At 73.6% G+C, this 23,059-nt stretch carries 23 protein-coding genes; 18 read left to right on the forward strand and 5 right to left on the reverse strand.

Annotated elements, in window-relative coordinates; translation table 11 throughout:
• Positions 1 to 31 precede the first annotated feature (31 nt).
• Together E1200_RS05305 and E1200_RS05310 are read left to right on the forward strand one after the other, a co-directional pair.
• Positions 32 to 790 (forward strand): SDR family NAD(P)-dependent oxidoreductase, encoded by a 759-nt coding sequence (locus tag E1200_RS05305; RefSeq protein WP_131950651.1) that lies wholly within the window; start codon positions 32 to 34, stop codon positions 788 to 790.
• 30 nt (positions 791 to 820) lie between these two features.
• Positions 821 to 1,777, forward strand: coding sequence for an NADPH:quinone oxidoreductase family protein (locus tag E1200_RS05310; protein WP_131950652.1), 957 nt, complete (start codon positions 821 to 823; stop codon positions 1,775 to 1,777).
• A 12-nt stretch (positions 1,778 to 1,789) separates the two neighbouring features.
• On the opposite strand, the gene E1200_RS05315 is transcribed toward E1200_RS05310, so the two are convergent.
• Together E1200_RS05315 and E1200_RS05320 are read right to left on the reverse strand one after the other, a co-directional pair.
• Positions 1,790 to 2,464, reverse strand: coding sequence for a response regulator transcription factor (locus E1200_RS05315; RefSeq protein WP_131950653.1), 675 nt, complete (start codon positions 2,462 to 2,464; stop codon positions 1,790 to 1,792).
• A 24-nt stretch (positions 2,465 to 2,488) separates the two neighbouring features.
• Entirely contained in the window at positions 2,489 to 3,742 is a 1,254-nt protein-coding gene (locus E1200_RS05320) for a sensor histidine kinase (RefSeq protein ID WP_131950654.1), read from the reverse strand.
• 142 nt (positions 3,743 to 3,884) lie between these two features.
• Here E1200_RS05320 and E1200_RS05325 point away from each other — a divergent pair, with 142 nt between their 5' ends.
• The 3 genes from E1200_RS05325 to thrS all read left to right on the forward strand — a co-directional run bounded on the left by E1200_RS05325 (position 3,885) and on the right by thrS (position 8,311).
• The gene (locus tag E1200_RS05325) at positions 3,885 to 4,514 is read left to right on the forward strand and encodes a class I SAM-dependent methyltransferase (RefSeq protein WP_131950655.1); all 630 of its coding nucleotides are present in this window, start codon (positions 3,885 to 3,887) and stop codon (positions 4,512 to 4,514) included.
• A 56-nt stretch (positions 4,515 to 4,570) separates the two neighbouring features.
• Positions 4,571 to 6,034 (forward strand): sugar porter family MFS transporter, encoded by a 1,464-nt coding sequence (locus E1200_RS05330; protein ID WP_131950656.1) that lies wholly within the window; start codon positions 4,571 to 4,573, stop codon positions 6,032 to 6,034.
• A gap of 291 nt (positions 6,035 to 6,325) precedes the next feature.
• Positions 6,326 to 8,311, forward strand: coding sequence for a threonine--tRNA ligase (thrS, locus tag E1200_RS05335; protein WP_131950657.1), 1,986 nt, complete (start codon positions 6,326 to 6,328; stop codon positions 8,309 to 8,311).
• An 85-nt stretch (positions 8,312 to 8,396) separates the two neighbouring features.
• On the opposite strand, the gene E1200_RS05340 is transcribed toward thrS, so the two are convergent.
• Positions 8,397 to 9,599 carry a hypothetical protein gene (locus E1200_RS05340; protein ID WP_131950658.1) on the reverse strand — a complete coding sequence of 401 codons (1,203 nt, stop codon included), beginning with the start codon at positions 9,597 to 9,599 and terminating at the stop codon, positions 8,397 to 8,399.
• A gap of 97 nt (positions 9,600 to 9,696) precedes the next feature.
• On the opposite strand from E1200_RS05340, the gene E1200_RS05345 reads away from it, so the two are divergent.
• Entirely contained in the window at positions 9,697 to 10,284 is a 588-nt protein-coding gene (locus E1200_RS05345) for a TetR family transcriptional regulator (RefSeq protein WP_165950201.1), read from the forward strand.
• A gap of 63 nt (positions 10,285 to 10,347) precedes the next feature.
• Positions 10,348 to 10,968, forward strand: coding sequence for a hypothetical protein (locus tag E1200_RS05350; protein WP_131950660.1), 621 nt, complete (start codon positions 10,348 to 10,350; stop codon positions 10,966 to 10,968).
• A 6-nt stretch (positions 10,969 to 10,974) separates the two neighbouring features.
• On the opposite strand, the gene E1200_RS05355 is transcribed toward E1200_RS05350, so the two are convergent.
• On the reverse strand, positions 10,975 to 11,517 hold the full coding sequence (locus E1200_RS05355; RefSeq protein WP_165950202.1) for an Asp23/Gls24 family envelope stress response protein: 543 nt from the start codon (positions 11,515 to 11,517) through the stop codon (positions 10,975 to 10,977).
• Between the two features lie 298 nt (positions 11,518 to 11,815).
• On the opposite strand from E1200_RS05355, the gene E1200_RS05360 reads away from it, so the two are divergent.
• Both E1200_RS05360 and E1200_RS05365 read left to right on the forward strand, forming a co-directional pair.
• Entirely contained in the window at positions 11,816 to 12,307 is a 492-nt protein-coding gene (locus tag E1200_RS05360; protein WP_243708352.1) for an HIT domain-containing protein, read from the forward strand.
• The gene (locus tag E1200_RS05365; RefSeq protein WP_131950662.1) at positions 12,304 to 12,738 is read left to right on the forward strand and encodes a DUF393 domain-containing protein; all 435 of its coding nucleotides are present in this window, start codon (positions 12,304 to 12,306) and stop codon (positions 12,736 to 12,738) included. The genes E1200_RS05360 and E1200_RS05365 overlap by 4 nt, the downstream gene beginning before the upstream one ends.
• Before the next feature lie 49 nt (positions 12,739 to 12,787).
• Here the strand turns inward: E1200_RS05365 and E1200_RS05370 are convergent, their stop codons facing one another.
• Complete coding sequence (locus E1200_RS05370; protein ID WP_131950663.1) at positions 12,788 to 14,953, reverse strand: elongation factor G-like protein EF-G2; 2,166 nt, start codon at positions 14,951 to 14,953, stop codon at positions 12,788 to 12,790.
• A gap of 328 nt (positions 14,954 to 15,281) precedes the next feature.
• Between E1200_RS05370 and pgsA the strand changes: the two genes are divergently transcribed.
• The 9 genes from pgsA (at position 15,282) to E1200_RS05415 (ending at position 23,029) form a co-directional block, all read left to right on the forward strand.
• Positions 15,282 to 15,908, forward strand: coding sequence for a phosphatidylinositol phosphate synthase (pgsA, locus tag E1200_RS05375; protein ID WP_131950664.1), 627 nt, complete (start codon positions 15,282 to 15,284; stop codon positions 15,906 to 15,908).
• The gene (locus E1200_RS05380) at positions 15,905 to 16,876 is read left to right on the forward strand and encodes a phosphatidylinositol mannoside acyltransferase (RefSeq protein ID WP_131950665.1); all 972 of its coding nucleotides are present in this window, start codon (positions 15,905 to 15,907) and stop codon (positions 16,874 to 16,876) included. Before pgsA ends, E1200_RS05380 begins: the two co-directional genes overlap by 4 nt.
• Positions 16,873 to 18,063, forward strand: a complete 1,191-nt coding sequence (locus E1200_RS05385) for a glycosyltransferase family 4 protein (RefSeq protein WP_131950666.1) — start codon at positions 16,873 to 16,875, stop codon at positions 18,061 to 18,063. The genes E1200_RS05380 and E1200_RS05385 overlap by 4 nt, the downstream gene beginning before the upstream one ends.
• A gap of 11 nt (positions 18,064 to 18,074) precedes the next feature.
• Positions 18,075 to 18,608, forward strand: coding sequence for a hypothetical protein (locus tag E1200_RS05390; protein WP_131950667.1), 534 nt, complete (start codon positions 18,075 to 18,077; stop codon positions 18,606 to 18,608).
• 126 nt (positions 18,609 to 18,734) lie between these two features.
• Positions 18,735 to 19,769: a DUF3048 domain-containing protein gene (locus E1200_RS05395; protein WP_131950668.1), complete on the forward strand. Its 1,035-nt coding sequence runs from the start codon at positions 18,735 to 18,737 to the stop codon at positions 19,767 to 19,769.
• A gap of 158 nt (positions 19,770 to 19,927) precedes the next feature.
• Entirely contained in the window at positions 19,928 to 20,845 is a 918-nt protein-coding gene (pdxS, locus tag E1200_RS05400) for a pyridoxal 5'-phosphate synthase lyase subunit PdxS (protein WP_131950669.1), read from the forward strand.
• 102 nt (positions 20,846 to 20,947) lie between these two features.
• Positions 20,948 to 21,562, forward strand: a complete 615-nt coding sequence (locus E1200_RS05405; protein WP_131950670.1) for a hypothetical protein — start codon at positions 20,948 to 20,950, stop codon at positions 21,560 to 21,562.
• Positions 21,563 to 21,655: 93 nt separating this feature from the next.
• Positions 21,656 to 22,273, forward strand: a complete 618-nt coding sequence (pdxT, locus tag E1200_RS05410) for a pyridoxal 5'-phosphate synthase glutaminase subunit PdxT (protein ID WP_131950671.1) — start codon at positions 21,656 to 21,658, stop codon at positions 22,271 to 22,273.
• Between the two features lie 3 nt (positions 22,274 to 22,276).
• On the forward strand, positions 22,277 to 23,029 hold the full coding sequence (locus E1200_RS05415; RefSeq protein ID WP_131950672.1) for a YebC/PmpR family DNA-binding transcriptional regulator: 753 nt from the start codon (positions 22,277 to 22,279) through the stop codon (positions 23,027 to 23,029).
• The last annotated feature ends 30 nt before the right edge of the window (positions 23,030 to 23,059 follow it).

The following is a 23,059-nucleotide window of genomic DNA, read 5'->3' on the forward strand; positions in this document are numbered from 1 at the left end:
GACGAGTCAGTTACTTGGTGAGGGGAGTCCCATGGCAGTCGACGACCGCGGCTTCGACGGCACCGGCAAGGTCGCGCTGATCACGGGCGGAGCCAACGGCATCGGGGCCGCGGTGGCGCGCCGGCTGGCCGCGGACGGCGCCCGGGTGGTGCTGGCCGACGTCGACACGGAGGCCGGGACGGAGCTCGCGAAGGAGCTGGACGGCGCCTTCGTCCGCTGCGACGTCCGCGAGCCCGAAGAGAGCGAGGCCGCCGTCGCGGCCGCCGTCGAGCGCTTCGGCGGCCTGGACGTGGCGTTCCTCAACGCCGGCGTCGCCGGCGGGGGCGGGGTCGGCGACGCCTTCGACCTCGCCGCCTACCGGCGGGCCATGGGCATCAACCTCGACGGCGTCTTCTTCGGCGTGCACGCCGCGCTGCCCGCGCTGCGCGCCCGCGGCGGCGGCGACATCGTCGCCACCGCCAGCATGGCCGCGCTCACCGCCACGCCGTTCGACCCCGTCTACGGGGCGAACAAGGCGGCCGTGGTCGGGCTCGTCCGCGCGCTCGGCCCCACCCTCGCCGAGGAGGGCATCCGGGTGAACGCGCTGTGCCCCTCGTTCGCCGACACCGACATCCTCGCCTCGCTGAAGGGGCATCTCCAGGAGACCGGGTTCCCCATCCTGGAGGTGGCCGACGTCGTCGAGGCGTTCATGCGCGTGCTCGCCGCGGACGGGACGGGGGAGGCCTGGTACGTGGTCCCGGGGCGCCCGTCCGAGCCGTTCAAGTTCCGCGGCGTCCCCGGCCCGCGCTGAACACCGGACCACCGACCGCACAGGAGAACCATGCGCGCCATACAGATCACCGAGTTCGGCGGGCCCGAGGTGCTCACCGTCACCGAGCTGCCCGACCCCGAGGCCGGGCCGGGCCACCTGCTGATCGACGTGTCGCGGGCCGGGGTCAACTACGCCGACACCCACCAGGCCGAGAACAGCTACCTCGCGGAGTCCGCGCTGCCGCTGGTCCCGGGCGGCGAGGTCGTCGGCACGACCGCGGACGGCCGCCGCGTCGTCGCGCTCGTCGGCACCGGCGGCTACGCCGAGAAGGCCGTCGCGCCCGAGGCACGCGCCTGGGACGTCCCGGACGGCATCGACGACCGCACCGCCCTGGCCATGGTCGTCCAGGGCGCCTCGGCGTGGATCCTGCTCCGCCGCAGCGTCCACCTCGCACCCGGGGAGTCCGTCGTCGTGCACGCCGCCGCGGGCGGTGTCGGCAGCCTCGCCGTCCAGCTCGCCAAGGCATGGGGCGCGGGGCGCGTCATCGCGACCGCGTCGTCGCAGGACAAGCGCGACCTCGCCCTCGAACTCGGCGCCGACGCCGCGGTCGACCCCGGCGAGCCCGACCTCAAGGCCGCGCTCATCGAGGCCAACGAGGGCAGGCGGGTGGACACCGTCCTGGAGATGACCGGCGGGAGCGTCACCGACCAGAGCCTGCGCGCCCTCGCCCCGTTCGGGCGCCTCGCCTTCTACGGCATGGCGTCGCGGAAGGAGCCGTCGCCCGTGCGGCCCGCCACGCTGATGAGCCACTCCACCACGATCGCCGGCATGTGGCTGGCGCACGTCTTCCAGCTCCCCGGGGACGTGATGCGGACCGCCCTCGGCGAACTGTTCGGCCTTGCCGCGGACGGGCGGCTCCGCGTGGTCGGCGGCGGCGAGTACGGCCTCACCGAGGCCAGGCGCGCCCACGAGGACATGCGCGCCCGCCGCACGACCGGCAAGCTCGTCCTCGACCCGTCGCGCTGAGAACCCCCCGGGTCAGCCCACGAGACCGTTCTCGTAGGCGTACACGACGGCCTGCGTCCGGTCGCGCAGCGCGAGCTTGGTCAGCACGTGCCCGACGTGCGTCTTGACCGTCTGCTCGGCCAGCACCAGCTCCGCGGCGATCTCGGCGTTGGACAGCCCGCGCGCCATGAGCCGCAGGACGTCCAGCTCGCGCGGCGTCAGCCCCGCGGTCGCGTTCGGGCTGGGCCGCTGGTGCCGCCGCCGGCGCGCGAAGTCGCCGATCAGCCGCCGGGTGATCGACGGGGCGAGCAGCGCGTCGCCGGACGCGACGACCCGCACGCCGTTCACCAGGTCGGCGGCGGAGGCGTCCTTCAGCAGGAACCCGCTGGCCCCGGCGCCGAGCGCCTCGTAGACGTACTCGTCCAGGTCGAACGTCGTCAGCACGAGGACCTTCGGCCGCACGTCGGCGGGGTCGGTGCCGGGGACCGGCGCGCCGATCAGCTCGGCGGTCGCGGCGAGCCCGTCCATCTCCGGCATCCGGATGTCCATCACGACCACGTCGGGGTCGAGCCGGCGGGCCATCTCCACCGCCTCGCGGCCGTCGCCCGCCTGCCCGATCACCTCGATCCCCGGGTCGGAGGACAGCAGCGCCGCGAGCCCGTCGCGGATCATGACCTGGTCGTCGGCGATCAGCACCCGAATCGTCACGGCAACACCCTAGAGCGCCGGGGATCAGGCCGGGTCGCCGTAGGGCAGTTCGGCCACGACCGACCAGCCGCCGCCGTCCCGCGGGCCGGCGGTCAGCACGCCGCCGAGCATCGTCACGCGCTCGCGCATCCCCACGAGCCCGTGCCCGCCGCCCGGCGACGGCTCCGGCGAACTGCGGGCGCCGTCGTCGTCGACCGTGACCGACAGCGTCTTCGCGCCGTACCGGACCTCGATCCGGACGCGCGAGCCGGGCGCGTGCCGCGACGCGTTGCTCAGCGACTCCTGGACGATCCGGTACGCCGACAGGTCGACGCCCGCGTTCAGCGGCCGCGGCACCCCGGCGACCGAGACCGCGACCGACAGGCCGGACCGGCGGGCCGCGCCGACCAGGTCGTCCAGCCGCTCCAGCCCCGGCTGCGGGGTGCGCTCGGCGTCCTCGTCGTCGGCGCGCAGCAGCCCCACGACGCGGCGCGTCTCGGTGAGGGCCTCCCGCGCGGCGTCCCGCACCACCCCGAACGTCTGCCGCGCCGCGTCCGGCAGGTCGGGGATCTTGTAGGGGGCCGCCTCCGCCTGCATCGCGATCACCGACATGTGGTGCGCGACCACGTCGTGCAGCTCGCGGGCGATGCGGGCGCGCTCCTCCAGCACCGCCTGCCGCGCCAGGTCCTGCCGGTGCTGCTCCTCGCGCCTGCGCAGCTCCTCCACGGCCGAGTGCCGGCCGCCGACCGCGTCGCCGAAGGTCAGCGCGAGGCCCGCGAGCCCGGCGAGGATCATGGCGAACCAGCCGGGCATGCCGAACAGCACGGCGGGCAGCAGCACCCCGGCGATGGTCACGGCGCCGACGCCGAGGGTGGTCTGCCGGTCGGCGCCGACCCCGGTGAAGAACAGGATGACGATCAGCGCGAGGATCGCGGTGACCGGCCAGGGCATGAACCCCTCGCCGTGCCGGACGAAGACCATCAGCAGCAGCCCCGCCGCGGCGACCCGCCACGCCGCCAGCGGCCACCGCGCCGCGAACAGCAGCGGCGCCGCCTGCAGCACCCCGAGCGGCCAGGCGAGCCTCGTGTCGACGCCGTCCTGGGTGACGGAGATGGCGATGGACCCGCCCGTGAAGCCGATCGTCAGCCCGAGCAGGAGCAGCAGGAGGGGGATGCGCAGCGCGTTGCGCTCGGGCAGCAGCGTGACGGCCGGCTCGTCCCCGCCCGGCAGGAGCGCCGAGCGGACGCCGGCGAGCAGCCGGGGGCGGCCCCCCGGCGCGAAGCGGTCCGGTTCGTTCATCACCCGGAGCCTAGAACCCGCCGGTGACGGACCGCCTGACCCCGGCGGGGGAGTTTCCGCCCGCCCCGCTGGTATCAGCCCGCCCGGCCTTCCCCGGACGGCGATCTTGCGGTGGTCGCCCGGGGCGGCGGACACTGCGTTGATGACCGACCTGAGGCATCCGATCTTCGCCCGGCTGTACCCGCGGCTGGACGCCGCCACCGCCCGGGCCGGCGGGTCCGAGCACCGCGCCGAACTGCTCGCCGGGGCGTCCGGCCGCGTCCTGGAGGTGGGCGCCGGATACGGGGCCAACTTCGCGCACTACCCGCCGGAGGTCACCGAGGTCGTCGCGGTCGAGCCCGAGCCGCGGCTGCGCGCGCGGGCGGCCGAGCTCGCCGCCGGGGCGCCCGTCCCCGTCACCGTGCGGCCCGGCGTAGCCGAGGACATCGAGGCCGGCGACGCGTCCTTCGACGTGGCGGTGGCCTCGCTCGTGCTGTGCTCGGTGCGCGACCCGGCCCGCGCGCTGGCCGAGCTGCGGCGCGTGCTGCGGCCGGGCGGCGAGCTGCGCTACTACGAGCACGTCCGCGGGAGCACGCCGGGGAAGGCGCGGTTCCAGCGCTGGACCGACGTGGTGTGGCCGCTGCTCGCCGGCGGCTGCCACGTGTCCCGCAGGACCGACGAGTTGATCGCCGGCTCCGGCTTCACTGTGCGGACCGAGCGGCGCTTCGAGTTCCCGGACACGCGCGGCAATCCGGCGTCGCCGCACGTGCTCGGAATCGCCGTACGCGACTGACCTGCCGCGCTCCGCCGGGGAGGAGTAACTTTCCTTCTCCCGGGAAGCTGACGGGCATGACCGCATCGGGTGGGACCTCGAAACCCCAGCGCGGCCCGGAGGACAAGGGGCCGGCCAATCCCACAGTCGTCGCCGTGTTCCTCGCGACCGCGGCCGCCGTCGGCGGGTTCCTGTTCGGCTTCGACTCCTCGGTGATCAACGGTGCGGTCGACGCCATCCAGGACGACTTCGGCGTGAGCGACTTCCTCATCGGGTTCGTGGTGTCGTCCGCGCTGCTCGGCTGCGTCGTCGGCGCCTGGTTCACCGGCCCGGTCAGCGACCGCATCGGCCGGGCGCGGACCATGCTCCTGCTGGCGGTCATCTTCGCGGTCAGCTCGATCGGCGCCGCGCTGGCGGTCGGGCCGGCCGACCTGATCGCCTGGCGGCTGTTCGGCGGCCTGGCGATCGGCGGGGCGTCGGTGATCGTGCCCGCCTACATCGCCGAGATCGCGCCCGCCCACATGCGCGGCCGGCTCGGCTCGCTCCAGCAGATGGCGATCGTCCTCGGCATCTTCGCCGCGCTGGTCACCGACTACGTCATCGCCCGGGTCTCCGACGGCGGCGCCGGCGGGGAGTTCCCGCTGGGCGGCACCGCCTGGCGGTGGATGTTCGGCAGCGAGCTGCTGCCGGCCGCCCTCTACGCGGTCATCGCGCTGATCCTGCCCGAATCGCCCCGGTACCTGGTGAAGCGGCGGCGGACGGAGGAGGCCCGGCGGGTGCTCACCCGGGTGATGCCCGCCGAGCAGGTCCAGACCAAGCTCGACGAGATCCGGGCCTCGCTCGCCGAGGACCGGCCCGTCCGGCTCGGCGACCTGCGCGGCGACCGCCTCGGCCTGCGGCCGATCGTCTGGATCGGCATCCTGCTGGCGGTGTTCCAGCAGTTCGTCGGCATCAACGTCATCTTCTACTACTCGACGTCGCTGTGGCAGTCGGTCGGGGCCGACGAGGGCGACGCGATGTTCACCTCCATCATCAACTCGCTGGTCAACGTCGTGTTCACGGTGGTCGCGATCGCGCTGATCGACCGGGTCGGGCGGCGCCGGCTGCTGATCGTCGGCGCCGCCGGCATGGCCGTCTCGCTGGGCACCCTCGCCGTCTGCTTCAGCACCGCGGCCGTGGTGGACGGCGAGCCGGTCCTCGGCGACCTCGCCGGCCCGCTCGCGCTCGTGGCGGCGAACACGTTCGTCGCCTCGTTCGCGGTGTCGTGGGGACCGGTCATGTGGGTGATGCTCGGCGAGATGTTCAACAACTTCATCCGCGCGTCCGCGCTCGCCGTGGCCGCGGCCGTCAACTGGCTCGCCAACTGGGTGATCACCACGACGTTCCCCGCGCTGTCCGGGTTCTCGCTCACCCTGGCCTACGGCCTGTACACGGCGTTCTCCGTCCTGGCGCTGCTGTTCGTCCTGCGCTACGTGCCCGAGACGAAGGGCATCGAGCTGGAGGACATGGACAGGCTCTCGTCGCCTCGCGCCACCGCGTGAACCCGATGCTCGGCTAGCATGGAGGCGTGCCGCACGCCTTCCATATGACGACGACGCCGGGTCACTCCCGGCGCGGCGGCGGCATGTCCTGACATTGCACGCGGCAGGGCCCCGGGAGCGATCCCGGGGCCCTGCCGCTTCCCGGCGGCCTTCCGGGACCGCCCCGGGCCCTCCACCGAACGAGAGGAGCGGCCCATGGCACCGCCGATGCCGCCGGATGCGTCCGGCGCACATCCCGACTCGATAGCATCGGAACCCGCCGATCCCAATCCATCATCGCGAGGAGTACCCGTGTCGACCGTGTCGGAGCTGCGCATCACCCTCGACGGCAGCGAGCGGGCGGTGCCGGCGGGCACCACCGCGGGGCAGGCCCTCGACGCCGACGGGCGCACCGTGATCGCGGCCAGGGTGAACGGCGAGCTGCGCGACCTCGCCGGCGAGCTGGCCGACGGGGACGCCGTCGAACCCGTCGAGATCGGCTCGGACGACGGCCGGGCGATCATGCGGCACTCCGCCGCGCACGTGCTGGCGCAGGCCGTCCAGGAGCTGTTCCCGGAGGCGAAGCTCGGCATCGGCCCGCCGGTGGAGAACGGCTTCTACTACGACTTCGACGTCGCCGAGCCGTTCACCCCCGACGACCTCAAGCGCATCGAGAAGCGCATGCGGGAGATCGTCAAGCAGGGGCAGCGGTTCGCCCGCCGGGCCGTCTCCGACGACGACGCCCGCGCCGAGCTGGCCGGCGAGCCCTACAAGCTGGAGCTGATCGGCCTCAAGGGCGCCGGGTCCGCCGAGGACGCCGCCGAGGGCGCGGGCGTCGAGGTCGGCGCCGGCGAGCTGACCATCTACGACAACCTCGACGCCAAGTCCGGCGACCTGCGCTGGAAGGACCTGTGCCGCGGGCCGCACGTGCCGTCCACCCGCGTGATCCCGGCGTTCAAGCTGATGCGCACCGGCGGCGCGTACTGGCGCGGCAGCGAGAAGAACCCGCAGCTCCAGCGGATCTACGGCACCGCGTGGGAGTCCCGCGAGAAGCAGGACGAGTACCTGCGGCTCCTGGCGGAGGCCGAGAAGCGCGACCACCGCCGGCTCGGCGCCGAGCTCGACCTGTTCTCGTTCCCGAGCGAGATCGGCAGCGGTCTCGCCGTCTTCCACCCCAAGGGCGGCGTCGTCCGCCGCGTCATGGAGGACTACTCCCGCAGGCGCCACGAGGAGGGCGGGTACGAGTTCGTCAACACCCCGCACATCACCAAGGGCGACCTGTTCGAGGTCTCCGGGCACCTCGGCTGGTACAAGGACGACATGTTCCCGCCGATGGAGGTCGACGGCGGCGACTACTACCTCAAGCCGATGAACTGCCCGATGCACAACCTGATCTTCGGGGCGCGCGGGCGGTCCTACCGCGAGCTGCCGCTGCGGCTGTTCGAGTTCGGCTCGGTGTACCGGTTCGAGAAGTCCGGCGTGGTGCACGGCCTCACCCGCGTCCGCGGCATGACCCAGGACGACGCGCACATCTACTGCACCAAGGAGCAGATGGGCGACGAGCTGAAGAACCTGCTCGGCTTCGTCCTGGACCTGCTGCGCGACTACGGGCTCAGCGAGTTCTACCTGGAGCTGTCCACCCGCGACGACTCGCCGAAGTTCATCGGGGACGCCGCCGACTGGGAGGAGGCGACCGAGGCGCTGCGCAAGGCCGCGGACGAGTCCGGCCTCGACCTCGTCGCCGACCCGGGCGGCGCGGCGTTCTACGGCCCGAAGATCTCCGTGCAGGCCAAGGACGCGATCGGCCGCACCTGGCAGCTGTCCACCATCCAGGTCGACTTCAACCAGCCCAAGCGCTTCGATCTGGAGTACCAGGCCGCCGACGGGACCCGGCAGCGGCCCGTCATGATCCACCGGGCGCTGTTCGGGTCGATCGAGCGGTTCTTCGGCGTGCTGCTGGAGCACTACGCGGGCGCGATGCCGCCGTGGCTGGCGCCGGTCCAGGCCGTCGGCATCCCCATCGCGGACGCGCACGTCCCGCACCTGGACAAGGTCGCGGCGATGCTCCGCGAGCGCGGCGTCCGGGTCGAGGTCGACACCTCCGCCGACCGGATGCAGAAGAAGATCCGCAACGCGCAGAAGCAGAAGATCCCGTACATGCTCCTCGCGGGGGACGACGACGTCGCCAAGGACGCGGTGTCGTTCCGGTACCGCGGCGGCGAGCAGAAGAACGGGGTCCCGGTCGCCGAGGCCGTCGAGGAGATCGTCAAGGCGATCGAGGCCCGCGTCCAGATCTGATCTCCCCGGCCGGCCCCACCGGGCGCAGCCGGGGCCACGCCGCCCCCGTGCGGCGTGGCCCCGGCCCGTTCCGGCACGGGGCCGGTCAGTCCGCGGAGATGACCAGCGGCTTCCCGCCGTCCTGGAACCCGACGGCCCAGACGGAGTCCGTACCGGGGACGCGCGTGATCCCCTGGACCGCGCCCTTCACGCCGGGAAGGGTCTGCTCCAGCCGCCAGGCGCCGTCCGTGTAGTGCAGGAGGCGCGGATCGCTGTAGGCGCCGCTCGCCGACGGGACGGCCCAGAGCCCGCCCTCACCGTCCGCGATGAGGCCGTCGGGCGCGTAGTAGCCGGTGTCGGCGTCCGGGCCGAAGGTGTGGTGCTGCCCGCCTCCGAAGCGGCCGCCCGGGGGGAGGACGTCCTCCCGCCAGGTGGACCCGTTCCAGTGGTACGAAGCGTCCTTGCGGACGCCGTTCTCCTCGACGTACCCGGTGACCCACACGTCGTCGGCGGCCAGCGGGAGGACCGCCCCGAGGCGCCCCTTCTTCCCCTCGGCCTGCGGCGGCGTCACGGTCTGCCAGGTGGATCCGTCGAAGCGGGCGGCGTAGGCGAGCCCTTGACCGTCCGCGGTGGCGGTACGGCCGACGGCCCAGACGTCGCCGGGAGTCCGCTGCCGGATGCCCTGGATCGAGGCGCCGAGCGTGTGGGGAACCCACGTCCCGGCCGAGTGGCGGTAGACCGAAGGCTCGTCCGGCGAGACCGGCATGCCCGCCACCCACGTGTCCTGCGCGCCGGCGTCCAGCGCCTCGATGGTCCTGAGGGTGGCCGGTGCGGTCACCTCACTCCAGTTCTGATTCGTGGCGTGCGCCAGGTAGGGCGTGCCCTCGCTCGTGCCGGCCGGGGCGTCGCGGGAACCGGCCGCCCACGCCTCGCCGGCCGATACCGCGTCCAGGAACTTGATCTGCCCGTGCCCGGTCATGCCGGGCGTGCCCGCCCAGGACCAGCCGCTCCCCGTCCAGCGCTGCAGGGTCGGATTCTGGTGGACGCGCACGGTGCACGGCCCGGTCTCCAGGCATGACACGATCTGGCTGCTGTGCCACTGGTAGCCGCCGATCCACAGTGAGTCCGGCCCGGCCGCCGACACTCCCAGCAGCCTGCTGAAGCCGAGGGTGAACGGGGACTGCCGGACGGTCCACGCGGTCTCGGCCCGCGCGGCGGGCCCTACGGCGACGGTCAGGGCGAGTGCGGTGGTGACGGCGGCGATCGCGGCCGGGACACGGTGCCCGGCGGATCTTCGTATGATCTTCACCTGACGCACTATGCGGCAGGGGGCCCCGGCGTCTCTTGTCCGGCGGATGACAACACCGGAGGGGCGGGGCGTGGCGGGGGATGGGCGAAATCGCCGAATGTGTCAACAGGGCTCCCCGCGCGAGCGGCTCCTCGACGCGGCCTACGCGATCGTGGAGGACGGCGACTGGGAGGCCCTGCGGCTCGCGCAGGTCGCCCGGTCGGCCGGGGTCAGCCGCCAGACCGCCTACAACGAGTTCGGCAACAAGATCGGGCTGGGCCGCGCCCTCGTCGAGCGCGAGATCGACATGCTCGTGGGCGGCGTCCAGGAACGCCTGGACCGGCACTTGGACGACCTCCCGGCGGCGGTGCAGTCCGCGCTGGGGTTCGTCTTCGCCGAGGCGCGGCGGCGGAGGCTGCTGCGGAGCATCATGGGGGCCGGCCGGTACCGGGACGACGACCTCGTCGCCCTCGCCACCCGGGGCGCCGAGCCGATGCTCGCGGAGGTGATCGCCATGTTCGGTTCGTACGCGGACCGGACCTGGCCCGCCGTCCCCGCCGGTGTCAGGGGCGTGCTGGTGGAGACGCTGCTGCGGGTGACGATCAGCCACGTCGTCGCGCCCCTGCACGAGCCGGAGGCGGTCGCCCGCGACCTCGGCGCCCTGACCCGGCGGCTCGTGGCCCCGGCGAACGTCTGCGGGACGTGAACCGGACATGTCCGGAGTTGGTAACCTCAACGCTCACGTGCCACGAACGGGGAGACGGCGGACATGAGGGCCAGGAAACGAGCGCGGCCTTCGCGGTCCCTCCCGGCCCGCATCGCCGGCTACGCCGGCACGATGCTGCTGGTGGCCGCGGCCGTGGTCGTCCTGCTCATCCCGCTGATCGACGACGGCGAGGGCGCCGGCGGCGCGGGCGCCCAGAACTCACCCGACCCGGCCGCGTCGCCCGGCGCGCCGGCCGGCGTCCCGGGGGACCCGGTCCTGCCCGGCGCGCCGACCGGGGCGGCGCCCCAGCAGGACGGGAGCGGCCTGCCCGCCCCGGGCGGGCAGCAGGACGGCGGCGGCCAGGGCGGCGGGCAGGGCGGCGGGCCCGCGCTCCCCGGCCAGGGCGGCACGGGGGAACTGACGTGGTGCCCGGACGGCACCGCGTCCTACCGCGCCACGGAGACCGGCATCGACGTCGTGATCACGGTGGCCTCCAGCGGAGCGATCCGGGCGGAGCTCGTGCTGCAGGGGCGGGCGCCGGTGTCCCAGCAGACCACCGTCCCGGGCGGCCGGCCCCACACGTTCCGCTTCCGCGGCATCTCACCGGCCATCGTCGAGCGCGTGAAGGTCACCACCGTCTCGGTCGGGGTGAACATGCAGACGTGCTACGCCCGCATCGGGTGACGCGTCTCAGCGGCGCGGGCCTGCGGGCCTGCGGACGTCGCCGACGGCCACGTTGACCGCCGCGACCCGCGACCCCAGCATCAGGCCCGCGACCCTGGCCACGTTGGCCTTCACGGCGTCGGCCACGTCGCGGATCACGCAGCCGTACTCGACCGCTATGCCGAGGTCGAGCGTCACCTCGTCCTCGTCCGGATCGACGTGCACGCCCGTGCCGTCCCGCCCCGGGCCGGGCGGGGCGATCAGCGCGGCGACGCCGGCCACCTCCAGCGCGGCCAGCGCGGCGATCTTGCCGATCACCTCGTCCGCGATCGTGATGCGCCCCTCCACCCCCGTGGTGATGTCGGACGACGACCCGCGCAGCGTCATCGGCACCGCGCCGGCCCCGGCGGCGGGCGGTGCGGGCAGCGGCGTCCCCGGCGGCGGCACCGTGCCCCGGTGGGCGGCCGAGTGCGCCGCGCGGCGGGCGGCCGGCCCGGGGAAGAACGGCGCGGATCCGGCCTCCGGCCCCGGCTCGCCGTTCCCGGTGCGGCCTTCGTCGAGCCCGGTCATGATCGCTCCCTGCGGTCGGTTCGGGACCATGGTGGCGGAGCGACCCGCGCGGCGTCACGCAACGGGCCGCCGGCGGGCGCGGCGCGCGGCGGGATCCCGGCTGCGGGCCACCGGGAAACTCTCTCTATGCTGCTGGTCAGGACGTGAGCAAAAGGAGACCGCCGCCTTGAGCGCAGAGCCGGAGGAGTCCGTGGTGCAGCAGGGGCGCGACGAGGGCGCGTCCGGTACCGGGAGCGGGCGCACGCCCCGCTACGAGGAGGAGAGGGGCGGCGCCGGCACGCCCGACAACTTCCAGCGGCTGTGGACCCCGCACCGGATGGCCTACATCAAGGGCGAGGGCAGGCCGACGGGGGCGGGCGAGGACGACGGCTGCCCGTTCTGCGAGATCCCGCGCATGCCCGACGACGAGGGGCTCGTCGTGGCACGCGGCACGTCGGTGTTCGCGGTGCTGAACCTCTACCCGTACAACTCCGGGCACCTGATGGTCGTCCCGTACCGGCACGTCGCCGACTACGGCGAGCTGGACGACGCCGAGTGCGGGGAGCTGGCCTCGTTCACCCAGCGGGCCCTCGCGGCGCTGCGCAAGTGCAGCGGCGCGCAGGGCTTCAACGTCGGGATGAACCTCGGGCTGGTCGCCGGCGCCGGGATCGCGGCGCACCTGCACCAGCACGTCGTCCCGCGCTGGGGCGGCGACACCAACTTCATGCCGGTCGTGGGGCACACCAAGGTGCTGCCGCAGCTGCTGCGCGACACCCGCCGGATGCTCGCCGACGCCTGGCCCGCGTCATGACCCGGCAGGCGGCGCAGGCGGTGGCGCGGCGGGAGCGGCCGGTGCTCGTCTACGACGGCGACTGCGGTTTCTGCACGTCCTCGGTGCGGTTCATCGAGCGGTACGTGCCCGTGCGCGCCGACATCGTCGCCTTCCAGTACGCCGACCTCGGTGAGCTGGGCACCACGGTCGAGCGGGCCGAGCACGAGGTCCTGTGGGTGGACCGCGCCGGGCGGGTCAGCGGCGGCGCGGAGGCCGTCGGGCGGCTGCTCACCGCCGCGGGCGGCCCGTGGCGGGCGCTCGGGGTGGTCATCCGGGTGGCGCCGGTCAGCTGGGCCGCGCACGCCGCCTACCGGCTCGTCGCGCGCAACCGGCACCGGCTGCCGGGCGGGACGGCGGCGTGCGCGGTCCAGCCGCCGGTCCCGCCCCGGGGCCGGCCCGGCGGCGGCTGAGCCCGGGCCCCGCCGGCGGCGGACGGGGCCCGGTGCGGGGAAGGGGCCGTCAGCCGTCCTTCGCCCCGCCGGCGAGCTTCTCGGCCAGATGCGTCGGGAGCGGCTCGTAGCGCAGGAAGGAGCGGCTGAACGTGCCCGTGCCCTGCGACATGGAGCGCAGGTCGATCGCGTAGCGGATGATCTCCAGCTGCGGGACCTCCGCCTTGATCACGGTGCGGCCGCCGGGCACCGCCTGGGAGCCCTGCACCCGGCCGCGCCGCGATGTCAGGTCGGACATGACCGGGCCCACGTACTCGTCGGCGATCAGCACGTCCACCTCGTCGACCGGCTCCAGCAGCAGGATCGGCACCTGGCCGGCCGCGTCCTTGAGCGCGAGCGCGCCGGCCGCCTGGAACGCCATGTCGGACGAGTCGACCGAGTGGGCCTTCCCGTCGTGCAGCGTGACCTTGATGTCGACCAGCGGGTACCCGGCGGACACGCCGCGCGCCATCTGCTGCCGGACGCCCTTCTCGACCGACGGGATGAACTGCCGCGGCACCACCCCGCCGACGATCCGGTCGACGAACTCGAAGCCCTCGCCGGACGGCAGCGGCTCCACGTCGATGTGGCAGATGCCGTACTGGCCGTGGCCGCCGCTCTGCTTGACGTGGCGTCCGAGGCCCTTGGCCTTCCCGCCGAACGTCTCCCGCAGCGGGACCCGCATCTCGATCCGCTCGACCTCGACGCCGTACCGGGTCCGGAGGCGCTCGATCAGCACGTCGGCGTGCGCCTCGCCCATGCACCACAGCACCAGCTGCCGCGTCTCGGAGTTGTTCTCCAGCCGCAGCGTGGGGTCCTCGGCGACGAGCCGGCCGAGCGCCTGGCCGAGCTTGTCCTCGTCGGCCTTGGACCTGGCGCGGATCGCCACCGGGAGCAGCGGGTCCGGCATCGTCCACGGCGTCATCACCACCGGCGCGCCGGGGTCGGACAGCGTGTCGCCGGTCTCGGCGCGGGTCAGCTTCGCCACCGCGCAGATGTCGCCGGCGATGCAGGACGACGCGGTGCGCTGCGTCTTGCCCAGCGGCGAGGTCAGCGCGCCGACCCGCTCGTCGACGTCGTGGTCCTCGTGCCCGCGGTCCGCCATGCCGTGCCCGGAGACGTGGACCGTCATGTCCGGGCGCAGCGTCCCGGAGAACACCCGCACCAGCGAGATCCGCCCGACGTACGGGTCGGACATCGTCTTGATGACCTCGGCGACCAGCGGCCCGTCCGGGTCGCAGGCGACCTCCCGCGGCGGCCCCCCGTCGACGGGGGTCACGGTGGGGATGGCGTGCTCCAGGGGCGAGGGGAACGCCTGGGTGATGACCTCCAGCAGCTCCGGCATGCCGATGACCGGGCCGGGGTGGTCGCCGTGCGGGACCGACGTCGCGAGGACGGGGTAGAAGCTGCCGCGCGCCACCGCGGTCTCCAAGTCGCCGATGAGGGCCTTGACGTCGAGGTCCTCTCCGGAGAGGTACCGCTCCATGAGGGTCTCGTCCTCGCTTTCCTGGATGATCCCCTCGATCAGCGTCGCGCGCTGCTCGGCGATCTGCTCCAGGTACCGCGGGTCGGGGTCGCACTCGGTCCGCCGCCCGGTGGAGTAGTCGAAGCAGCGCTGGGTCAGCAGCCCGATCAGCCCGTGCGGCACGTCCCCGCCGCCGGCCGGGAAGTACAGCGGCGCGACCCCCTCGCCGAAGACGTCCTGGCAGGTCAGCACCACGTCGTCGAAGTCGCCGCGCTGCTGGTCGATCTTGGTGATGACGACCGCGCGGGGCATCCGGACCGCGGCGCACTCCTCCCAGAGCATCCTGGTCAGCCCGTCGATGCCGTCCACCGCCGAGATGACGAACAGCGCCGCGTCGGCGCCGCGCAGCCCGGCGCGCAGGTCGCCGACGAAGTCGGCGTAGCCGGGGGTGTCGATGAGGTTGATCTTCAGGCCGTCGTGGGCGAACGGCGCGAGGGCCAGGTTCACCGAGCGCTGCTGCCGCACCTCGACCTCGTCGTAGTCGCCGACGGTCGTGCCGTCCTCGACGCGTCCCGCCCGCTGCACCGTGCCGGTGGCGGCGAGCAGCGCCTCCACCAGCGTCGTCTTGCCGGCACCGGAATGGCCGACCAGCGCGACGTTGCGCACCTTGTCGCACCCGCCGGCCTCCGGTGCCCTGCCGTGGCCTCCCGGGTGGCCTCCCTTGTCCGCCATGACTACCTCCTCGGACGGGTCTCCGCGCGGAGGCCCGCGTGGGTGGGGGCCCGGCCATGCGGGCGGCCCGGCCCTGCGTCCGAGTGCGGCGTCCGGCCTCGTCCAACGTGCGTGACCGACGTCACACCCGTATCACCACCTTTTCCCGGGACGGGCGGGACCACAAGGGGTGAACGGCAAACAACCGCGATCCGTGCGCGGCGCCCGGCCGCCGCGCCCGTCCCGGTCGCGCCGGGGCCCCCGCGGGGACGCCTCCGCACTACGATGGGCGCGCTGCGCGGCGGCCCGCGGAAGCACACCCCCCGGAGAACCACGAGAACGGACGGCGATGCTCAACAGAATCAGGCCCGCGCTGGGGCGCGTCCTCACCCCGGTCGGACACGCGGTCGCGCGGACCGGGGTCTCGCCCAACGCCATCACGGTCATCGGGACGCTGGGCGTCGCCGCCGGCGCGCTCGCGCTGTTCCCCCGCGGCGAGTTCTTCTGGGGCACGCTGGTCATCACCGCGTTCGTGCTGTTCGACATGCTGGACGGCGCGGTCGCCCGCGTCACCGGGAAGATCTCCAAGTTCGGCGCGTTCCTGGACTCCACGATGGACCGGGTCGCCGACGCCGCGATCTTCGCCGGGCTGATGATCGGGCTGTCGCGGGACGGGCAGGAGCCGCTCGCCGGCGTCGCCCTGTACTGCCTCGTCGCCGGGGTCGTGGTGTCCTACGCCAAGGCCCGCGCCGAGGGGCTCGGCTACACCTGCGACGTCGGCATCGCCGAGCGCGCCGAACGGCTGATCGTCGCGCTGGTGGCCGCCGGGTTCCACGGGCTCGGCGTGCCCTACATCCTCGCCATCGCGCTGTGGCTCCTCGCGGCGCTGAGCACGGTCACCGTCGCGCAGCGGTTCGCCACCGTCCACGCCCAGGCGAAGGACGCGGCCGGGGCCGCGCCGGAGGCGAGCCCATGAGCGACCCCGCCGCGGGCGGGCGCCGCGCGGGCACCCGCTCCGCGCGCGGCGCGGACCGCACCGGCCTGCGGGACGAGGTGATGGACGCCGCGTACGCCGCGGGCTGGACGGTCGTCCGCAAGATGCCCGAGCCCGCCGCGCGGCTCGCGTTCGCCGCCCTCGCCGACCGCACCTGGCACCGCCACGGCGCCGGCGTGCGGCAGCTGGAGAAGAACCTCTGCCGCGTCCTCGGCAAGGACGCCGTCGACGACGAGGTCCGCATCCTCAGCAAGAAGGTCCTGCGCTCCTACTTCCGCTACTGGCTGGAGGTGTTCCGGCTGCCCGAGTACAGCCGGGCGCGGATCCTCGGCCGGATGCGGGTGACCGGCGAGAAGAAGATCTTCGCCAACCTCGAAGCGGGGCGCGGCGTCATCCTGGCCCTGCCCCACATGGGCAACTACGAGCACGCGGGCGCGTGGCTCGTCCACCGCGGATACCCGTTCACCACCGTCGCCGAGCGGCTCAAGCCCGAGTCGCTGTTCGACCGGTTCGTCGCGTTCCGGGAAGGGCTCGGCATGGAGGTCCTCGCCCACAAGGGCGCCTCCGCGTACGGGCGGATGGCGCAGCGCCTGCGCGCGGGCAGGCCGGTGTGCCTCGTCGTCGACCGCGACCTCACCGAGAGCGGAATCGACGTCGAGTTCTTCGGCGCCACCGCCCGGATGCCCGCGGTGTCCGCCGCGCTGGCCCTGCAGACCGGCGCCGCGCTCATCCCCGTGACACTCTGGTACGAGGGGGAGTACTGGGCGGCGCGCGTCCACGAGGAGATCCCGGCTCCCGGCGAGGGCGGCAGACAGGAGAAGATCCAGGCCATGACCCAGGAGCTCGCACGCGTCTTCGAGGCGGGCATCGCCGCGCACCCGGAGGACTGGCACATGCTGCAGAAGGTCTGGGTGGACGACATCGCCGACGGTACGGACGGCACCGGATGAGAATCGGCATCGTCTGCCCCTACACATGGGACGTCCCGGGGGGCGTCCAGCAGCACATCGGCGACCTCGCCGAGGCGCTGACCGCCCTCGGCCACCACGTGTCGGTGATCACGCCCGCGGACGACGACGCGGAGCTGCCGCCCTACGTCGTGTCCGCCGGCCGCGCGGTCCCGGTCCCCTACAACGGCTCGGTGGCGCGGCTGGCGTTCGGGTTCCTGTCGGCCGGTCGCGTCCGCCGCTGGATCAACGACGGCGCCTTCGACGTCCTGCACGTCCACGAGCCCGCCGCGCCGTCGCTCGGGCTGCTGGCCTGCTGGGCGGCGGACGGCCCGATCGTCGGCACGTTCCACGCGTCCTACGAGAAGTCGCGCGTGGTGTCGGTGACGGCGCCGATCCTGCAGAGCGCGCTGGAGAAGATCACTGGCCGGATCGCGGTGTCGGAGGCGGCGCGCACCACCCTCGTCGAGCACCTCGGCGGCGATGCCGTGCTGATCCCCAACGGCGTCGCGACCGAGCGGTACGCGATGGCCGACCCGCTGCCGGGCTGGCCCGGCCGGGGCGCGCCGGCCGGGGGAGTCGCGCCGGAGACCGCGGACGGGGGAGCACTGGGCTTCCTCGGCCGGATGGACGAGCCCCGCAAGGGCCTGCACGTGCTGCTGCGCGCGTTCGAGATCCTCGGGCGGCGGCGCCCCGGCCTGCGGCTGCTGCTGGCCGGCCCCGGCGACGCCGACGACGTCGTGTCGCGCGTCTCCCCGGACCTGCGCGACCGGGTCGTCGTCCTCGGCATGGTCAGCGAGGAGGACAAGGTCCGCGCCTACCACTCGGTGGACGTGTTCGTCGCGCCCAACCTCGGCGGCGAGAGCTTCGGCATCGTGCTCGCCGAGGCCATGGCGGCCGGCGCGCCCATCCTGGCCAGCGACATCGAGGCGTTCGACCGGGTGCTGCGCGGCGGGCGCGCCGGCGCGCTGTTCCCCGTCGGCGACCACGAGGCCCTCGCTGCGGCGGCCGGCGAGCTGCTCGACGACCCCGCACGCCGCAAGCAGCTGTCGGCGGAGGCCCGCGCCGCCGTCCGCGCCTACGATTGGTCGTCGGTCGCCCGCGACGTGCTGCGCGTGTACGAGACCGTCGCGTTCGCGAGCGCCGGCGTCGTCGAGTCCGGCCCGGCCGGGCTCCGGGACGGGGCCTAGGAGACCGCCGAGTGTACGACTGGATCATCGACGTCCTGTTCTGGATCGCCGTCGTCTTCCTGGTGGGCGTGTACGTCTCGTGGCGCGCGACCCGGCTCGACCGGCTGCACGTCCGCGTCGAGACCGCCCGCGCCGGGCTGGACGCGGCGCTGGTCCGGCGGGCCGCGGCGGCGCTGGAACTGGCCGCCTCCCGCCTGCTGGACCCGGCGACCAGCCTGGTGCTCGCCACCGCCGCCCACGAGGCCCGCACCGCGGGCGCCGAGCATCGCGAGTTCGCCGAGAGCGACCTGTCGCGGGCGCTGCGCGCGGTCTTCGACCAGCCCGGCTTCGCGGGCGCGCTCGCCGAGAGCGGGGCCGGCGAGGGGGTGCTGGACGAGCTGTCCGCCGCCGCGGCGAAGGTCGCCTACGCCCGCCGCTTCTACAACGACGCCGTCGCGCAGGCGCGGACCGCCCGCCGCAAGCTGCTCATCCGCGTCCTGCCGCTCGCCGGGCGCGCGCCGCTGCCCGACTTCTTCGAGATCGACGACGATCCGCCCGGGATCTGACCGGCGGGACCGCTGGGACGGCCCCGCATTGATCACATCCGGGTCCGGCGGCCGTACCGCTGGGCGGGCGGGCGCATCCGATCGCGTTCGCTACCCTCGGGCAGAGCGGTCAAGGGGAGGCTCATCGTGCGATCCGCCCGGGACACCGGCATCGGCGGCCGTGCGGCCGCGGTGCTCGGTTCCCTCGTCCTCGGCGCCGGCCTGGTGTCCTGCTCCGGGTCCGGCGAGCCGGCCACGGCGCCGCCGCCGCGCAGCACGGCCGCGCCCGAGCCGAGCGAAACGCCGCCGCCCCCCGCGCACCCCTTCACCGGCGAGCGGAAGGGGCTGGACAACCCCGTCCTCGCCGTCAAGATCGAGAACACCCGGCCCGCGATGCCGCAGAGCGGGGTGCAGGCCGCCGACATCGTCTACGTCGAGCAGGTCGAGGGCGGCGAGACCCGGCTGATGGCGGTCTACTCGTCCGAGCTGCCGAAGCGGGTCGGGCCCGTGCGCAGCGCCCGCATCTCCGACCTGCACATCCTGCCGCAGTTCGGGAAGCCCGCGTTCGCGTTCTCCGGCGTCCAGAGCAAGATGAAGAAGCACGTCCGCAAGGCGCCGGTGTACGACATCTCACAGGAGAACGCCGGGAGCGCCTACTTCCGGGGCGGCGGCAAGCCGATCCCGTACAACCTCTACGCCGACCCGAAGGACCTGCTCAAGAAGGCGCCGAAGGCCAGCGGCCCCCGCGACATCGGCTTCCGGTTCGGGGACGCCCCGGCGGGCGGCGAGCCCACGAAGGGCTTCACCGCGCGGTGGCCGTCGGCCAGCATGGGGTTCACCTGGTCGAAGAAGCAGAAGCGGTGGCTCGCCAGCTTCGGCGGCCGGCCCGACCGCGCCGCCGAGGGCGGGCGCCTGGGCGGTCGGACGGTCGTCATCCAGTACGCGAAGACCACGCGCTCGAAGTTCCGCGACTTCCTCGGCAGCTACACGCCGCTGATCCACACCACCGGGAAGGGCAAGGCGCTCGTGCTCCGCGACGGGAAGTCGTACAAGGCCGAATGGTCGAGGCCGTCGGAGAAGAAGGGCACCACCTTCACGACCGCCGAGGGCGAGCCGATGACGTTCGCGCGGGGCCAGGTCTGGGTGGTCATCGTCAACGACGGCAAGCCCTACATCCCCTAGCGGCGCGGGCCCGGCGGCGCGGCGGCGGCCCCACCTCGCGTCGGCCGGCACTCTGTAAACGATCGCCCGCCCGCGTTGACACCATGGCATGTCGAGCGGTCGCCCTAGCAGGCAATACCATGGAACGGACTTGTCGTACTTCCATGTGAGGAAAACCCGTGTCCACTTCCAGTCCCGCCCCCGAGAACGCCACGCCCGAGACCGGGACGGCCCGCGTCAAGCGCGGCATGGCGGAGATGCTCAAGGGCGGCGTGATCATGGACGTCGTCACGCCCGAGCAGGCGAAGATCGCCGAAGACGCGGGCGCGGTCGCCGTCATGGCCCTGGAGCGGGTGCCCGCCGACATCCGCGCCGAGGGCGGCATCTCCCGGATGAGCGACCCCGACATGATCGACGGGATCATCAGCGCGGTGTCCATCCCGGTCATGGCCAAGGCCCGGATCGGCCACTTCGTCGAGGCGCAGGTGCTGCAGGCCCTCGGCGTCGACTACGTGGACGAGTCCGAGGTCCTCACCCCGGCCGACTACGACAACCACATCGACAAGTGGGCGTTCACCGTCCCCTTCGTCTGCGGCGCCACCAACCTCGGTGAGGCGCTGCGCCGCATCACCGAGGGCGCGGCCATGATCCGCTCCAAGGGCGAGGCCGGAACCGGCGACGTGTCCAACGCCACCACGCACATGCGCCAGATCCGCCAGCAGATCCGCCGCCTCCAGAACCTCGCGGAGGACGAGCTCTACGTCGCCGCCAAGGAGCTCCAGGCACCCTACGAGCTCGTCAAGGAGGTCGCGGCCGCCGGCAGGCTGCCGGTCGTGCTCTTCACCGCGGGCGGCATCGCGACCCCCGCGGACGCGGCCATGATGATGCAGCTCGGCGCCGAGGGCGTCTTCGTCGGCTCCGGCATCTTCAAGTCCGGGAACCCCGCCCAGCGCGCCGAGGCCATCGTCAAGGCCACCACGTTCTACGACGACCCCGGTGTGATCGCCAAGGTGTCCCGCGGGCTCGGCGAGGCCATGGTCGGCATCAGCGCCGCCGGGCTCGGCGAGGACCAGAAGTTCGCGGGCCGCGGCTGGTGAGGTGAAACCCGCCGGGTTACCCTGGCGGCGCGGCCGGTGCGGGACGGCGTCCCGGCGAGGGGGGCGGCCCCCGGGCGAGGCCCGGCGGCGGGAGGGGAGAGCATGGCTTGGTCGGTCGCGCTGGCCTGCGCGAGCGCGGGGGAGCCCGCCGAGGTGTTCCGGCCGGGCCTGGTGCCCGACCCGGACGCCGCCGCGGCGATCGCGCGGGGCCTCTACCCGGCCGACACCCTGACCGAGACCGGTGACACGGTCCTCGACTTCGCGCTCTGGCCGTACGAGGACGAGCTGTTCGTCGGGGCGTTCGAGCGGGCCCTGCTGCTGTGCGACCGGCGGCTGTTCTGCCTCGACGACGACGCCCGCCGCATCGCCGACACCGCCGCGGCCGCGCTGCCCGGATCGCACTGCGGCGTCCTCGTGCTGCACAACGTCATCCGCGGCTGCTGGTTCCGCTGGTACGAGTCCGGCGAGCTGCTGCGCGACGTGTTCGTCACCGCCGAGGACGGCGTCGTCGTCGACCAGGGCGAGCGGCTCCCCGCCGAGCGGCCGTTCTGGCGCTCCATCGACGCGGGCGCCCCCGACGTCCCGCTGCCGTTCGACCCGGAGGAGTTCGGCCTCGCCCTCGCCGGGGAGCACATGTTCGGCCGCGGCATCGCCGACCGGGGCAAGGACGGGTTCCTGCCGCTGGAACTGCCGCTGCGCCGCTTCAAGCACGTCTGAGCCGCCGGGCCCGGGGAAGACGCGCCGTGGCGAGCGGCGTTGTACCGAACGTCTAGGCTTGGACGGCCCCCAGCACCCCCGGAAGGTTCTCGCGTGACCGCTGTGCCGACGATCGGTGTCCTCGCCCTGCAGGGCGACGTGCGCGAGCACGTCCGCGCGCTGGAGGCCGCCGGGGCCCGCACCCTGAACGTGCGCCGCCCCGACGAGCTGGAACGCGTCGACGGCCTCGTCCTGCCCGGCGGCGAGTCCACCACCATGTGGCGGCTGGCCCGCTCGTTCGAGCTGCTGGAGCCGCTGCGCAAGCGGATCGAGGCGGGGCTGCCCGCCTACGGCTCCTGCGCCGGCATGATCATGCTCGCCGACCGCATCGTGGACGGCGCGCCGGGCCAGGAGACGGTCGGCGGCATCGACATGACCGTCCGGCGCAACGCCTTCGGCCGGCAGGTCGACTCGTTCGAGTCCGACGTCCCGCTGACCGGCATGGGGGACACGCCGTACCACGCCGTCTTCATCCGCGCTCCCTGGGTCGAATCGGTCGGCGACGGCGTCGAGATCATCGGACGCGCCGACGGCGGCCCGAACGCCGGTAGGATCGTCGCCGTCCGCCAGGGGCGCCTCATGGCGACCGCGTTCCATCCGGAGTTGACAGGCGATTTCCGCGTGCACCACTACTTCGCCGATCTGGTGCGCCGGACCACAGTGGAGGAGTGACAGATGTCCGGCCATTCCAAGTGGGCGACGACCAAGCACAAGAAGGCGGCCCTCGACGCCAAGCGGGGCAAGCTCTTCGCGAAGCTGATCAAGAACATCGAGGTGGCGGCCCGCACGGGCGGTGGCGATCCGGACGCCAACCCGACCCTCTACGACGCCATCTACAAGGCGAAGAAGAACTCGGTCCCCAACGACAACATCGAGCGCGCGCGCAAGCGCGGCGCCGGTGAGGAGGCCGGCGGCGCCGACTGGCAGACCATCACCTACGAGGGCTACGCGCCCGGCGGGGTCGCCGTCCTGATCGAGTGCCTGACCGACAACCGCAACCGCGCGGCCTCCGAGGTCCGCGTCGCCCTCACCCGCAACGGCGGCTCGCTCGCCGACCCGGGCTCGGTGTCCTACATGTTCAACCGCAAGGGCGTCGTGATCGTCCCCAAGGCGGGCACCAGCGAGGACGACGTGATGCTCGCCGTGCTGGACGCCGGCGCCGAGGAGGTCAACGACCTCGGCGACGAGAGCTTCGAGGTCGTCAGCGAGGCGGGCGACCTGGTCGCGGTCCGCAGCGCGCTGGTGGACGCCGGGATCGACTACGAGTCGGCCGAGAGCAAGTTCCTGCCGAGCGTCACGGTCCCCCTGGACGAGGAGAACGCCAAGAAGGTCTTCCGCCTTCTGGACGCCCTTGAGGACTCCGACGACGTCCAGGAGGTCTACGCCAACTTCGACGTGTCCGACGACGTCCTCGCCACCCTGGACTGAGCCCGGCCCCGCCCCGCGTCTCGCTGGAAC

The organism is Actinomadura sp. GC306, assembly GCF_004348665.1.
GTDB lineage: Bacteria > Actinomycetota > Actinomycetes > Streptosporangiales > Streptosporangiaceae > Spirillospora.